Genomic DNA, 13,350 nt, shown 5'->3' with positions numbered 1-13,350 from the left:
GCTTAGGAGAAGCCCCTCGGCAGCACGGTGACCGGGCAGGACGACGACCTCAGCACCTTCATGGCCAGCTCGCCCAGGAACACCCGGTGGGGCTGGGCGTCCTCGCCGGCGGCGCAGACCAGCAGCTCGCCCGGCAGCCACTCCACGTCCTTCAGCGCGGCCGGCACGTCGTGGCCCTCGGCCACCTCCGACTCGGCCTCCAGGCCGGTGCTCTCCCAGGCCAGCCGTACGGCCAGCGCCAGGTCGTCGCGGAGCTTGCCCTGGTCCTCGGTGCGCAGGTCGAGGGTGATCAGTCGCAGCGGTACGTCGAGCCGCAGCGCCGCCTGCGCCACCCGCTCGACCGCCGCGTCGCACTGCGGCCGGTGGACGTAGGCGAGGGTGAGCCTGGCCGGCTCCTCGGGCGGCACGTAACCGGAGGGCGCCAGCATCACCGCCTCCGGTGACCGGTGCAGCAGGTGGTCGGCGGCGCTGCCGACGGCGATGCGGCCGTACTGGCCGCCGCTCGCCGAGCCGAGCACGATGAGGTCGGCCCTGATCCGGCTGGCCAGCACCGACAACCCGCGGCCGGTGCCCCGGCTCTCGAACGCCATGTACTCGGCCGGGACGATGCCCAGTTCCTCGGCCGCGTGCGCGAGGTTGGCCTGGGCCTCCACGGCCAGACCCGGGCTGCCCGGAGGGTAGATCGAGGCCACCGTGAGCTCGCCTCCGGTGATCCGGGTGATGGCCGCTCCGAGCGCGAGCGCGTCACGTCCCCCCGGGTCGTTGCTGTAGCCGACGATCACGTGCTCTCCGATCACGTTTGCCCTCTTACCCGCTCTGAGCAGGGAATACGCGGCCTTGTCCGATGCGTTTCAACCGAATGGAGGCGTAAAAATAGTGAAGATCACTCTTGATACCCGTTTCAACGGGTCCCTCGGTCCGGTCACGCTTCGTGAAGCGGTTCAGCAGCTCAAAGCGTACGACCTGACCTGCACGGTACGCGCCGACGCCGTCGAGCAGAAGGTCACCGTCTTCTCCGACTGCGTGGAGCGCGGGTTCACCCCGCTGCGCAGCGAGATCATGGCCGCGTACTACATGGCCGAGCGTGACGCCACCACCGAGGCGTTCGACCGCGGTCTCATCACCGAAGGTGAGCTGGAGCAGAAGCGCACTCTCCTCATGCGCCAGTATCTTGCGTAAGACCCTGCTTCGACCTTTCGGTCGAAGCATTTGACGATCAAAGTCCATAAGGTCGTGTCCACTACCCGTTCACGGATTGGACACCTGTGTACCGCGACATCGTCGACTTCGCTCTGACCACGCCCGGGTGGCTGCACACCCTCGCCGAGATCGGCACGGACGCCGGCCTGTTCGTCTTCGCGGCGCTGTTCGTCGTCTGCTGGTGGCGGGCGCGCCAGGCCCCCGCCCGCGACCTCGCGCTCGCCATCGCCGGCCCGGCCGGGGTGGTGGGCGCGTATGTCGTGAGCGAGGGGGTGAAGGTGCTGGTCCGGGAGGACCGGCCGTGCCGCGGCGGGATCGCCACGATCGCGGCCTGCCCGCCCTCGACGGACTGGTCCTTCCCCAGCAACCACACCGTGATCGCCGCGGGCGCGGCCGGCACGCTCATCCTGGCCTGGCGCGCCCTGGCCTGGGTGGTCCTGCCGCTGGCCGCGGTGATGGGCTTCTCGCGGGTGTTCGTCGGCGTGCACTACCCGCACGACGTCGCCGGCGGCTTCCTCCTCGGCCTGGTGCTCGCGCCGCTGTTCGCGCTGCTGCTGGTCGGCGCGGTCACCCCCGCCGTCAGGCTCGCGCGAAGCCGTCTGTCGCCGCGATGAGCCGGTCCACGATGCCGGGCTCGGTCGAGGCGTGCCCGGCGTCGTGCACCACCTGGAAGTCGGCCTCGGGCCACGCCTTGTGCAGGTCCCAGGCGGTGGCCATGGGCGTGCAGGCGTCGTAGCGGCCCTGGATGATCACCGCCGGGATGTGCCGGATCTTGTCGACGTCCCTGATGAGCTGCTCGGGGCCGAACCAGCCGCCGTGGTGGAAGTAGTGGTTCTCGATCCTCGCGAACGACACCGCCATCTTGTCCTCGCCGAACTCCGCCACCAGGTCGGGGTCGGGCAGCAGCGTGATCGTGGCGCCCTCCCACTCGGCCCACGCCTTGGCCGCCGTCAGCCGGGCCGCGTCGTCGTCGCCTTCGAGCCGGGCGCGGAAGGCGGCCATGAGGTCGCCGCGCTCCTCGGCGGGGATCGGCGCCACGTACGACTCCCACAGGTCGGGGAACAGGTAGCTCGCGCCCTCCTGGTAGAACCAGCGCAGCTCGTGCGGGCGCAGCGTGAAGATGCCGCGCAGGACGAGCTCGGTCGTCCGGTCGGGGTGCGTCTGCGCGTACGCCAGCGACAACGCGCTGCCCCACGAGCCGCCGAACACCTGCCACCTGTCGATGCCCAGGTGCTCGCGCAGCCGTTCGATGTCGGCCACCAGGTTCCAGGTGGTGTTGGCGGCCAGCGACGTGCCGGGGTCGCTGGCGTGCGGCAGGCTGCGCCCGCAGTTGCGCTGGTCGAACAGGACAATCCGGTACAGCTCGGGGTTCCACTGCCGGCGGTGCTTCTCGCTGCACCCGGCGCCCGGGCCACCGTGCAGCATGACGGCCGGCTTGCCGTCGGGGTTGCCGCAGACCTCCCAGTAGATCTGGTTGCCGTCGCCCACGTCGAGCAGGCCGGAGTCGTAGGGTTCGATGGGCGGGTACAGAGTTCTCATGTTCCGCGATCCTGCCATGGAGCAGGGGCTCTCCGTTTTGTGCCGGTCCGAGCCTAGAGTGATCGTATGGACCTTGTGACGATCGACGACATCCGCGAGGCGGCCGAGCGGATCAAGGGGATCGCGGTGCGTACCCCGCTCCTGCGGATGGGCGAGTCCTGGCTGAAGCCCGAGAGCCTCCAGCCGGTCGGCTCGTTCAAGATCCGCGGCGCCTACAACGCGCTGGCCGTACTGCGTCCCTCCGGCGTCGTCACGCACTCCTCCGGCAACCACGGGCAGGCGCTGGCCTGCGCGGCCGCCGAGTTCGGCGTGCCCTGCACGGTGGTCGTGCCCGAGGGCACCCCGGCGGTCAAGAAGGCGGCGATCGAGGGGTGGGGCGCCGAGGTGGTCGTCGTGCCGCCCGACCAGCGCGAGGTGATGGCCGAGCGGCTGGCGGCCGAGCGCGGCCTGACGCTCGTGCCGCCGTACGACCACCGTGCGATCATCGCCGGGCAGGGCACGATCGGCCTGGAGATCGTCGAGGACCTGCCGGACGTCGAGGTGGTGCTCGTGCCGGTCAGCGGCGGCGGGCTGGCCTCCGGAGTCGCGGCGGCGGTCAAGGCGCTGCGGCCCGACGTCCGCGTGTACGGCGTCGAGCCCGAACTGGCCGCCGACGCCGCCGAGAGCCTGGCGGCCGGGCGCGTGGTGACCTGGGAGACCTCCCGTACGTTCCGGACCATCGCCGACGGGCTGCGGGTGAACCGGGTGTCCGAGCTGACCTTCGCCCACCTGCGCGAGCACCTCGAAGGCATCGTCACGGTGTCGGAGGACGAGCTGCGCGGGGCCGTACGGCACCTCGCGCGCACGGCCCGGCTGGTGACCGAGCCCAGCGGGGCGGCGGCCACGGCCGCCCTGCTGTCGGGCCGGGTGCCCGCCGGGCGCACGGTCGCCGTGGTGTCCGGGGGCAACGTCGATCCTGAGCTGTTCGCGCGGATCTACGCCTGAGCCCAGGAGTGGCGGGTCAGGAAGCCGCGCTCGCCGGTGGCGTACTCGTGGAAGGCCTGCTGCACCTCGGCCAGGTCGGGCACGACCGCGCGGACCATCGTGCCCTCCTTGTACTCCAGCTCGTAACCGGGCGAGACCTGGATGAAATGGTGGCCGAAGCTCACCAGGGCGACGAACGGGTTCTGCGGGGACAGGGTGGCCAGGACGTCGCGGATCAGGCCGAGGTCGGGGTCGTGGACGACCATCCCGTCGCCGGTGTGGAGCTGCATGCCCTGGTAGACGCCGAGCGGGGCCACGTTGTGCACCAGGTCGCGCTGGGGGTCGTAGCAGACCAGGCCGTGGGCGCGGGCGGCGGTGAACACCTGGGCCGAACTCTCGTCCATCGTGTCCAGGTCCATCGTCACCAGCACGTGCCCGGGGTACAGGGTGACCTCCCCGGGCAGCTCCTTGGCGACGTCGGGCACGTCCCCCTCGACCGGGTCGCCCCGTTTCACCGCCAGATATGTGGCCCGGGCCTGGTCCCGGCTGATCGGCACAGGCTCGTCCCAGACCATCAACTCAACGCTCATCGGTCCATCTTGCCGAACGTCCACCCCGCCGGTGCGTCACTGGGGTCAAGAGTCCGTGATGTACGGTTCAGCGCGGTTTCTCGGACTCCGGCACCAGCTCGGACGTGCACTGCGCACACCGCCTGGCCTCGGCCGGGATCTCCGACAGGCACTCCGGGCACTCCTTGGTCGTCGCGGCCCGGTCCCGGTCGAACAGCCCGATCAGCCGGGTCATGGGGGCCACCACCAGCCAGTACACGACCGCCGCGATGACCAGGAAGGTCACCAGGTGGTTGAGGAAGTCGCCGTACTTGAACTCGCTGCCGTTGACGGTGAAGGAGTACTCGGCGAAGTTCGGTTGCCGGCCCCCGCTCACCGCGCCGATCAGCGGGGTGATGAGATCGGCGACCAGCGCCTGGACGAGCCCGCTGAAGGTGGCCCCGACGATCACGGCGACCGCCAGCTCGACGATGTTGCCCCGGAGTAAGAACTTCTTGAATCCGCCCATGGAGTCGGCATATTGCCGGGGGCCGCGGCCTGAAACCCCGAATGCCCCCGACAGACCTCGATGAGAACGTTGTGGCCGGTCAGACCTGGGGCGCGAGCCGTTCGAGATCGAAGTGGCCGCGCCGCACGCCGTCGAGGAACGCGGTCCACTCGTCGATGGTGAACGACAGGACGGCTCCGCTGGCGTCCTGGCTTCCCCGCACCCAGACCCGGTCGGCGAGCATGGTGACTTCGACGCAGTCGCCATTGTTGCACCGTTGCCATCGTGCCTGGTCAAGGGCAGGTGGGCGTTTCATCCATTACCTCCTGAAGGGCGGCTGTAGAGGTAGTGAGCCGAGGTGATTTTACCTTGACAGCCGAGGATGACCAGGTGACAGGAGCGGGCGCGACGGCCTTCGAAGCGGGCCAAAACAAAAGGCGGGCGTCCGCAGGGACGACCGCCGGAAGAGAAAGCGCGTGCGCTCAACGGGACTGGCGTATTACGCGCAGGAAGTCGTCCCATTCGCCGGTGGTGAATGTCAGGACCGGGCCACCCGGATTCTTGTTGTCCCGTACGCCGACCCGGCCGGGGGACAGAAGCGCGACCTCGACGCATTCTCCGTTGTTGCAGCGGGACGCGGCACGCCACTGCGGAGCTGCTTGGACGCTCGGGCGGTCGGACGTCATTGTCTCCCCCTCGTTCATGAACAATTGTCGGCGGACGCGGCGATCTCATGGAGTTCGGAGGCATCCCAATGCACGAACAGTAGCATCTGGCACTTGCCAAAAGAGCGAGGTCCGGATGGTGTCGAGGGCGTCGTGCCAGGTGGCCGAGAAATCGAGATCGTCCTGTGACGGAGTGCTATGCGAACTTTGCGGCCATTTCGGTAATTCGCCGCCGCGACTCCTGGATGCCCAGGGCTTCGGCCCGCAGATGGTCGATGATCTCACGGAACCGTCTGACCACCTTATCGGCCTCAAGGTAGAAAAGGCCCATTTGGTGTTCCACGAAAATGGTGTCGGCGATGCCGGAGTCATGGTCGAACTCCATGAGCCGGAACGTGCTGTCGAAGCCGACGTGCGCCCCCGCCGTGAAGGGAATGACCTGGATCGTGACGTGCGGCAGCTCGCTCAGCTCGACGAGCCGGTCGAGCTGGTCGAGCATGGTCGGCGGGCTGCCCACGTGCCGGTAGAGCACCGACTCGTCCAGCAGGACCCAGTAGCGCAGGGTGTCGGCCCGGTACAGCCACTCCTGGCGCTTCATCCGGACCTTGACCCGGTCGTCGAGCACGTCGGGCGCGATGCGGGGCAGCCAGCCGCGGATGACGGCACGGGCGTAGTCCTCGGTCTGGAGCAGGCCGGGCACGGTGGTGATCTCGTACTCGGTGATGGCGCTGGCCTCCGCCTCCAGGCCGAGCATCTGCCGCAGCTCGCGGTTGTCGTAGAACTGCCACCACTCCTTCTGCCTGGCGTCCTTGGCGAGCGTCATGAGCTGGGCGGACTCGGCGGCGGAGACCTCGTACAGGCGGCACAGGTCGCGTACGTCACGCAGGCTCACACCGCGCTGCGCGGTCTCGATCCTGCTGATCTTGGCCGGCGAGCACAGGAGTTGCTGCGCGACGTCGGCGATGCTCAGGTTCTTCTCGTTGCGCAGCTCGCGCAACCGCATCGCCAGTTGTCGTTGCCGGAGCGTCGGGTTGGGGATGCTCATCGCCGCACACTCCCTTCCAGCGCAGCGGCCGGTTGCCCGGAGCGTACCCCCGGGTTCTCTTTCGAAGGCATGTGCGTTAGGTAATCGTCACCGGCACGTTCCTATGGCAAGTGCCAAATCGGGGTGGGTTCGTGGTCTTAGAGGGGTAAAACCCCGTCAACGTCATAGGAGAGGGGAGATGCCCAGGGGGGATCTGATCAAAACCACCAGAGAACGAAATGCCGCGTTCATTCCCTGACGTGATGGCTCACCAGAGGCCGTACGTCACATAAAGCTGGGCCGATGTCGTCTCATCGGCCCAGCTCCACGATCAATCGCTCCTGCCAGAGCACAAGGATTGGTTCGCTATGAATGTTAGCAATTTAGCCATGGGGCGGGCGGCTCCGGGCGCGCTGCGCCGGACGTACGGCCGCCTGGCGGAGGCGCTGCTCGGCAAGCTCGACCACTGGGCCTTCGACGCACTGGACGAGCGGGCCAGGTCGCAGGGGTGGCGGGTACGCCGCCCCGCCCCGCTCGTCCGCGTCTACCGCAACCCCGACTTCGACCTGTACGTCCGCTGCACGGCCTGCGGCGGCGACGGGATGACGAGCCGGGGCGACTGCCGGGCCTGCCGGGGATTCGGGAGGGTTCGCCTGTCCTGATCGCGGGGGCGGATCCGGCGCGCAGGGGCCGCGCACCGGATCCGGAAGCCGGACGACGACGTCCGGCCGGGCCGCATACGTGAGCCGCCTTCGACACCGCGCCGTCGGAGGCGGCTCACTCCTGTTTCCGGAGTAATCCGGACGCGGGCGTGGGAAGGAACAGGGTGGCCTTGTCCGGCGGAGCAGGGGAACGGAACATGGGGAGAGACCGCAAGGGAGCCTCGATGATCGAGATCTGGCCTGGAGACCCCTACCCGCTCGGGGCGACCTACGACGGTGCGGGCACGAACTTCTCGCTCTACACCGAGGTCGCCCACGCGGTGGAGCTGTGCCTGTTCGACGAGGACAACGTCGAGTCGCGGGTGCCGCTGTCGGAGGTCGACGGATTCATCTGGCACGGCTACCTGCCCGGCATCGGCCCAGGGCAGCGCTACGGTTACCGGGTGCACGGGCCGTACGAGCCGGCGCGCGGGCTGCGCTGCAACCCGAACAAGCTGCTGCTCGACCCGTACGCGATGGCCATCGAAGGCGGTGTCGACTGGCACGAGGCGGTCTACGGCTACCGGTTCGGCCAGCCGGACACGCGCAACGACGCCGACTCGGCCCCGTACGTGCCGCGGTCCATCGTGATCAACCCGTTCTTCGGCTGGGGGCACGACCGGCCGCCCGCGACGCCGTACCACGACACGGTGATCTACGAGGCCCAGGTGCGGGGGCTGACGATAAGCCATCCCAAGATCCCCAAGCACCTGCGCGGCACGTACGCGGCGCTCGGCCACCCCGAGATCCTCGACCACCTCACCAAGCTGGGCGTGACGGCGCTGGAGCTGATGCCGGTGCACCAGTTCGTCACCGACCACATCCTTGAGCAGCGCGGCCTGTCCAACTACTGGGGCTACAACTCCATCGGCTTCTTCGCCCCGCACAACCGCTACTCCAGCACCGGCCAGCGCGGCGGGCAGGTACTGGAGTTCAAGGCGATGGTGCGCAGCCTGCACGAGGCGGGCATCGAGGTCATCCTCGACGTCGTCTACAACCACACCGCCGAGGGCAACCACCTGGGGCCCACACTCGGGTTCAGGGGCATCGACAACAGCAACTACTACCGCCTGGTCGAGAACGACAAGCGGTACTACGTCGACACCACCGGCACGGGCAACAGCCTGCTCATGCGCTCGCCGCACGTCCTACAGATGATCATGGACTCGCTGCGCTACTGGGTCATCGAGATGCACGTCGACGGGTTCCGCTTCGACCTCGCCTCCACCCTCGCCCGCGAGCTGCACGAGGTCGACCGGCTGAGCGCGTTCTTCGACCTGGTGCAGCAGGACCCCGTGTTGTCACAGGTCAAGCTCATCGCCGAGCCCTGGGACGTAGGCCCCGGCGGCTACCAGGTCGGCAACTTCCCCTCCCGCTGGACCGAGTGGAACGGCCGCTACCGCGACACGATCCGCGACCTGTGGCGCGGGCAGGCCGCCACACTGCCGGAGTTCGGCTCCCGCTTCACCGGGTCGAGCGACCTGTACAAGGACGACAGCCGCCGCCCGGCCGCCTCGATCAACTTCGTGACCTGCCACGACGGCTTCACGCTGCAGGACCTCGTCTCGTACGACAACAAGCACAACGAGGCGAACAAGGAGGGCAACCGCGACGGCACCGACGACAACAGGTCGTGGAACTGCGGCGAGGAGGGCCCGGCGAGTCTGGCCATCGAGTCGCTGCGCGAGCAGCAGAAACGCAACTTCCTCACCACGTTGTTCCTGTCGCAGGGCGTGCCGATGCTCTCGCACGGCGACGAACTGGGCCGCACCCAGAAGGGCAACAACAACGGCTACTGCCAGGACAACGAGCTGACCTGGGTCGACTGGTCCGACATCAGGGAGAACTGGTTGCTGCTGGAGTTCACCCAGGAGCTGGCGGCGCTGCGCAAGAAACATCCGGTCTTCCGGCGCAGGAGGTTCTTCTACGGCAAACCGGTACGCGGCCTGAACGACATCGCCTGGCTCACCCCCTCCGGGGAGGAGATGACCGACGGCGACTGGAACGTCGGCTACGCCAAGTCGCTGGCCGTCTTCCTCAACGGCGACGCCATCACCGAGCCCGACCGGCGCGGCCGGCCGATCCGGGACGACTCCTTCCTGCTGCTGTTCAACGCCCACCACGACACGATCAAGTTCACGATCCCCGAGGACTACGGCGAGATGTGGCACACCGAGATCGACACCGCGATGCCCATCAGGCTCGACGTGCGGATGGTTCGCGCGGGCGAGGCCATCGCGGTCCCCGGACGCAGTGTGCGGGTGTTGCGCCGTGTCTAGACCGGTCTCGACGTACCGGGTGCAGCTCACCCCCGACTTCGGTTTCGCGCAGGTCGCCGAGATCGCCGGCTACCTGCGTGACCTGGGCGTCAGCCACGTCTACCTGTCGCCGATCCTGCAGTCCACGCCGGAGTCGCGGCACGGCTACGACGTCGTCGACCACTCCAGGATCAGGGACGAGTTCGGCGGGGCGACCGGCTTCCGCGAGATGGCCCAGCAACTGGCCGCGCACGACCTCGGCATTGTCGTCGACATCGTGCCCAACCACATGAACACGATGAACGCCCAGTTCTGGTCGGTGCTCAAGGACGGGCCCGGCTCGCCGTACGCGGACTGGTTCGACATCGAGTGGGTGGAGGGGAAGGTCGCGCTGCCGGTGCTCGGAGACGACACCGAGCCGGTGGTCGACGGCGACATCCTGCGCTACCACGAGCACGCCTTCCCCTACCCGGGCCACTACCGGCTGGTCGACTGGCGCGAGGGGCCCGGCTACCGGCGTTTCTTCGACGTGTCGTCGCTGATCGGGCTGCGGGTGGAGGACCCGGCGGTCCTGTTCGCCACCCACGAGGTGATCTTCTGGCTGCTCGACGAGGGCCTGGTCGACGGGCTGCGCGTCGACCATCCCGACGGCCTGGCCGACCCGCGGGGCTACCTCGACCGGCTGCGCGAGAGGTCCGGCGGCCACTGGACGGTCGTGGAGAAGATCCTCATCGGCCCCGAGCGGCTGCAGCCCGACTGGGCCTGCGACGGCACGACGGGCTACGACGTGCTCAACCGGGTCAACGGCCTGTTCGTCGATCCGGCGGGCAAGGAACCGCTGGTCCGGCTGTTCAGCGAGCTGACCGGGCAGCCGGAGGAATACCGTCCGGTCATGGCCGAGGCCAAGCGGGACGTGCTCGGCCTGTTCTTCGGCTCCGAGGTCAACCGCCTGGCCAGGGTCACGGGCCGCGATCCGGCCGTGGTGTCGGAGCTGCTGGCCGCGATGCCGCTCTACCGCGCGTACGTGACGCCGGGGGAGGAGCCGCCGCCGGAGTCGGTCGAGATCGTCGAGCTGGCCGCCGACGAGTGCTCGCCCGCCGTGCTGCCGCTCGTCCGGGAGGTCCTGTACGGGTCGCCGGAGGCGATCGTACGTTTCCAGCAGACGTGCGGGCCCGTCATGGCCAAGGGCGTGGAGGACACCGCGCTGTACCGGTGGTACCCGCTGTCGTGCCTCAACGAGGTGGGCGGCGAGCCCGACCTGTTCGGCGTACCGGTGGAGGAGTTCCACGACTTCTGCGGGGAGATGTCGCCGTACACGATGACGACGTTGTCCACGCACGACACCAAACGGTCCGAGGACGTACGCGCCCGGCTGTCGGTGTTGTCGGAGATGCCCGGGGAGTGGGCGTCCGCCGTGTCCGAATGGTCGCGTGAGGTGGCCTTCGACCCCCACCTCGACTACCTCGCCTGGCAGAACCTCATGGCGGCCTGGCCCATCTCGGCCGAACGGTTCACCGAATACCTGCTCAAAGCGGCCCGCGAGGCCAAGACCGCGATCTCATGGGTGCGTCCGGACGCGGACTACGAGCGGCGGCTGCGGGAGTTCGCGCGGGCGGCCGTGCGGCTGCCGGTCGGGGAGTTCGCCGAGCGCGTCGAGCCGTTCGCGATGTCGAACTCGCTGGGGGCCAAGCTGGTGCAGCTCATGATGCCCGGGGTGCCCGACGTGTACCAGGGCAACGAGACCACCGACTTCTCGCTGGTCGATCCGGACAACCGGCGGCCGGTGACGTACCCGCGCAAGCCCGAGACCTCCTGGGACGCGGCCAAGCTGCTGGTGACCACCCAGGCGTTGCGGCTGCGCAGGCGGCTCGGGGGCGCGGCGCCGTACCTGCCGCTGCGGGCCGAGGGGGAGGCGGCCGAGCATGCGATCGCCTTCGCCCGGGGCGAAGGCCCGCGGGCGGTGGCCGTCGCCACCAGGCTGCCGGTACGCCTCGCGCGCCGGTCCGCGGTCGCCGGCCGCTCGGTGTGGGGCGACACCTCCCTGACGCTGCCCGCCGGCTCCTGGCGCGATCTGCTCACCGGCGAGCCGCACTCGGGGACGGTTCCACTGGCTCGACTGCTCGATCAGTACCCCGTCTCACTCCTGGAGCGACATGATCTTTGAGGTCTGGGCACCGAAGGCCACGGCTGTCGAGGTCGACGTTCCGAACGGACGCCGGCCGATGTCCCCGGGGGAGAGGGGCTGGTGGTGGGCCGAGGTCGCCGAGGCCGGCCACGGCACCCGGTACGCCTTCGTGGTCGACGGCGACGGACCCTACCCCGACCCGCGATCCCGCCGGCAGCCCGAGGGGGTGTTCGGACCGAGCGCGGTCTACGAGCACGCCCGCTTCACCTGGTCCGACCACGAGTGGAAGGGCCGCGACCTGCGCGGCTCGGTGATCTACGAACTGCACGTCGGCACGTTCACCGGCGAGGGCACGTTCGCCGCGGCCGCCGAGCGGCTGGAGCACCTGGTCGAGCTCTGCGTGGACTTCGTGGAGATCATGCCGGTCGCCCCCGTCCCCGGCGGGCGCAACTGGGGCTACGACGGCGTCGACCTGTACGCGGTCAACGAGACGTACGGCGGGCCCGACGGGCTGAAGTCGTTCGTGGACGCCTGCCACCGGGCCGGGATCGGCGTCATCCTGGACGTCGTCTACAACCACCTGGGGCCGTCCGGCAACTTCCTGCGGCCCTTTGGTCCGTACTTTTCCGGCTTTGCTGGTAGTTATTGGGGTGAAGCGGTCAATCTGGATGGACCGGGCTCCGACGAGGTGCGGCGGTACTTCATCGGCAACGCCGTCCAATGGCTGCGCGACTACCACATCGACGGCCTGCGGCTGGACGCCGTCCACGCGCTGCACGACAAACGCGCCCGCCACCTGCTGGCCGAGCTGTCGGAGGAGGTGGACGTACTGGCCTGCTCGCTCGGCCGGCCGCTGACGCTGATCGCCGAGTCCGACCTCAACGACCCGCGTATGGTCCGCCCGCTGGAGGCCGGCGGCCTGGGGATGAGCGCCCAGTGGAACGACGACGTCCACCACGCCCTGCACACCGCCGTCAGCGGCGAGAGCCACGGCTACTACGAGGACTTCGCCGACCCGTCGGCGCTGGTCAAGGTGCTGACCCAGGGGGTCCTGCACGACGGCGGACACTCCGGCTTCCGCGGCCGGACCCATGGGCAGCCCTTCACCGGCGTGCCCGGCCACCGGCTGATCGCCTGCCTGCAGAACCACGACCAGATCGGCAACCGGCCCGGCGGCGACCGGCTGCCCATGTCCGCGCTCAAGCTCGGCGCCGGGCTGCTGCTGACCTCGCCGTTCACGCCGATGTTGTTCATGGGGGAGGAGTGGGGGGCGCGCACGCCGTTCCTGTTCTTCTCCGACCACGTGGAGCCCGCGCTGCGGGAGAGCGAGGGTGTGCGGCGCGAGCGCGAGTTCGACGGCTTCGGCTACACCTGGGACGCGCCCGACCCGTCCGAGGAGGAGGCGTTCCTGCGTTCCAAGCTGGACTGGAGCGAGCTCAAGGAGGAGGAGAACTGGTCACTGCTGTGCTGGTACCGGGACCTGATCGCCCTCCGCAAGGCGCTGCCCGAGCTGTCGGACCCCAGGCTGGATCGGGTGCGGGTGGAGGCGGACCCGGACGGCAAGTGGCTCATCATGTGGCGCGGGACGGTCTGCGTCAGCGTCAACTTCTCCCCGGAGACGCTGACGTTGCCGCCGGCGGGCGCGACCGTCCTGCTGGCCTCGGACGACCCCGTGGCCTCCGGCCCCGACGGCCTGCGCCTGCCGGGCCAGGCCCTCGCCATCTGCCGCACGATTCCTTGAGCGTCCTGCGGGGCTGTGCTGTCCACAGGGGGTGAGCGGGCTGGGGGCGTTGTCCCCAGAACGGGGTTCGGTCGCGCC

General features: G+C 69.1%; 14 protein-coding genes. 7 read left to right on the top strand and 7 right to left on the bottom strand.

Annotation, left to right across the window (positions count from 1 at the left end; genetic code table 11):
* Window positions 1-2: 2 nt before the first annotated feature.
* Window positions 3-797 carry a universal stress protein gene (locus IEZ27_RS22220; protein ID WP_229824215.1) on the bottom strand — a complete coding sequence of 265 codons (795 nt, stop codon included), beginning with the start codon at window positions 795-797 and terminating at the stop codon, window positions 3-5.
* Between the two features lie 79 nt (window positions 798-876).
* Here IEZ27_RS22220 and IEZ27_RS22215 point away from each other — a divergent pair, with 79 nt between their 5' ends.
* Together IEZ27_RS22215 and IEZ27_RS22210 are read left to right on the top strand one after the other, a co-directional pair.
* A complete protein-coding gene (locus tag IEZ27_RS22215; RefSeq protein ID WP_125631769.1) occupies window positions 877-1,179 on the top strand; it encodes a hypothetical protein in 303 nt (100 codons plus the stop codon).
* An 86-nt stretch (window positions 1,180-1,265) separates the two neighbouring features.
* Window positions 1,266-1,814, top strand: coding sequence for a phosphatase PAP2 family protein (locus IEZ27_RS22210; RefSeq protein ID WP_189648968.1), 549 nt, complete (start codon window positions 1,266-1,268; stop codon window positions 1,812-1,814).
* On the opposite strand, the gene pip is transcribed toward IEZ27_RS22210, so the two are convergent.
* A complete protein-coding gene (pip, locus tag IEZ27_RS22205; RefSeq protein WP_125631765.1) occupies window positions 1,780-2,739 on the bottom strand; it encodes a prolyl aminopeptidase in 960 nt (319 codons plus the stop codon). The genes IEZ27_RS22210 and pip overlap by 35 nt on opposite strands.
* Window positions 2,740-2,805: 66 nt before the next feature.
* Between pip and IEZ27_RS22200 the strand changes: the two genes are divergently transcribed.
* Window positions 2,806-3,723: a threonine ammonia-lyase gene (locus IEZ27_RS22200; RefSeq protein WP_189648967.1), complete on the top strand. Its 918-nt coding sequence runs from the start codon at window positions 2,806-2,808 to the stop codon at window positions 3,721-3,723.
* Here the strand turns inward: IEZ27_RS22200 and IEZ27_RS22195 are convergent.
* The 5 genes from IEZ27_RS22195 to IEZ27_RS22175 all read right to left on the bottom strand — a co-directional run bounded on the left by IEZ27_RS22195 (window position 3,714) and on the right by IEZ27_RS22175 (window position 6,468).
* Window positions 3,714-4,292 carry a hypothetical protein gene (locus tag IEZ27_RS22195; protein WP_229824214.1) on the bottom strand — a complete coding sequence of 193 codons (579 nt, stop codon included), beginning with the start codon at window positions 4,290-4,292 and terminating at the stop codon, window positions 3,714-3,716. The genes IEZ27_RS22200 and IEZ27_RS22195 overlap by 10 nt on opposite strands.
* Before the next feature lie 67 nt (window positions 4,293-4,359).
* Window positions 4,360-4,779: a large conductance mechanosensitive channel protein MscL gene (mscL, locus tag IEZ27_RS22190; RefSeq protein WP_189648966.1), complete on the bottom strand. Its 420-nt coding sequence runs from the start codon at window positions 4,777-4,779 to the stop codon at window positions 4,360-4,362.
* A 79-nt stretch (window positions 4,780-4,858) separates the two neighbouring features.
* On the bottom strand, window positions 4,859-5,074 hold the full coding sequence (locus IEZ27_RS22185) for a DUF397 domain-containing protein (protein ID WP_125631759.1): 216 nt from the start codon (window positions 5,072-5,074) through the stop codon (window positions 4,859-4,861).
* Window positions 5,075-5,240: 166 nt separating this feature from the next.
* Complete coding sequence (locus IEZ27_RS22180) at window positions 5,241-5,444, bottom strand: DUF397 domain-containing protein (RefSeq protein WP_189648965.1); 204 nt, start codon at window positions 5,442-5,444, stop codon at window positions 5,241-5,243.
* 175 nt (window positions 5,445-5,619) lie between these two features.
* Window positions 5,620-6,468, bottom strand: a complete 849-nt coding sequence (locus IEZ27_RS22175; protein ID WP_189648964.1) for a helix-turn-helix domain-containing protein — start codon at window positions 6,466-6,468, stop codon at window positions 5,620-5,622.
* Between the two features lie 368 nt (window positions 6,469-6,836).
* Here IEZ27_RS22175 and IEZ27_RS22170 point away from each other — a divergent pair, with 368 nt between their 5' ends.
* The 4 genes from IEZ27_RS22170 (at window position 6,837) to treZ (ending at window position 13,272) form a co-directional block, all read left to right on the top strand.
* Entirely contained in the window at window positions 6,837-7,109 is a 273-nt protein-coding gene (locus IEZ27_RS22170) for a hypothetical protein (protein ID WP_189648963.1), read from the top strand.
* 224 nt (window positions 7,110-7,333) lie between these two features.
* Window positions 7,334-9,427: a glycogen debranching protein GlgX gene (gene glgX / locus IEZ27_RS22165; RefSeq protein ID WP_189648962.1), complete on the top strand. Its 2,094-nt coding sequence runs from the start codon at window positions 7,334-7,336 to the stop codon at window positions 9,425-9,427.
* Complete coding sequence (treY, locus tag IEZ27_RS22160) at window positions 9,420-11,570, top strand: malto-oligosyltrehalose synthase (protein WP_189648961.1); 2,151 nt, start codon at window positions 9,420-9,422, stop codon at window positions 11,568-11,570. Before glgX ends, treY begins: the two co-directional genes overlap by 8 nt.
* Window positions 11,560-13,272 carry a malto-oligosyltrehalose trehalohydrolase gene (gene treZ, locus IEZ27_RS22155; protein WP_189648960.1) on the top strand — a complete coding sequence of 571 codons (1,713 nt, stop codon included), beginning with the start codon at window positions 11,560-11,562 and terminating at the stop codon, window positions 13,270-13,272. Before treY ends, treZ begins: the two co-directional genes overlap by 11 nt.
* Window positions 13,273-13,350 lie beyond the last annotated feature (78 nt).

The organism is Nonomuraea spiralis (assembly GCF_014648435.1).
Taxonomy (GTDB): Bacteria; Actinomycetota; Actinomycetes; order Streptosporangiales; family Streptosporangiaceae; genus Nonomuraea; species Nonomuraea spiralis.
This window is presented reverse-complemented; position numbering and strand designations above follow the sequence as displayed.

Coding starts and splice junctions, on each gene's coding strand:
- pip (WP_125631765.1), bottom strand. CDS start 2,739: ATGAGAACTCTGTACCCGCCCATCGAACCCTACGACTCCGGCCTGCTC.
- IEZ27_RS22200 (WP_189648967.1), top strand. CDS start 2,806: ATGGACCTTGTGACGATCGACGACATCCGCGAGGCGGCCGAGCGGATC.
- IEZ27_RS22195 (WP_229824214.1), bottom strand. CDS start 4,292: ATGAGCGTTGAGTTGATGGTCTGGGACGAGCCTGTGCCGATCAGCCGG.
- mscL (WP_189648966.1), bottom strand. CDS start 4,779: ATGGGCGGATTCAAGAAGTTCTTACTCCGGGGCAACATCGTCGAGCTG.
- IEZ27_RS22185 (WP_125631759.1), bottom strand. CDS start 5,074: ATGAAACGCCCACCTGCCCTTGACCAGGCACGATGGCAACGGTGCAAC.
- IEZ27_RS22180 (WP_189648965.1), bottom strand. CDS start 5,444: ATGACGTCCGACCGCCCGAGCGTCCAAGCAGCTCCGCAGTGGCGTGCC.
- IEZ27_RS22175 (WP_189648964.1), bottom strand. CDS start 6,468: ATGAGCATCCCCAACCCGACGCTCCGGCAACGACAACTGGCGATGCGG.
- IEZ27_RS22170 (WP_189648963.1), top strand. CDS start 6,837: ATGGGGCGGGCGGCTCCGGGCGCGCTGCGCCGGACGTACGGCCGCCTG.
- glgX (WP_189648962.1), top strand. CDS start 7,334: ATGATCGAGATCTGGCCTGGAGACCCCTACCCGCTCGGGGCGACCTAC.
- treZ (WP_189648960.1), top strand. CDS start 11,560: ATGATCTTTGAGGTCTGGGCACCGAAGGCCACGGCTGTCGAGGTCGAC.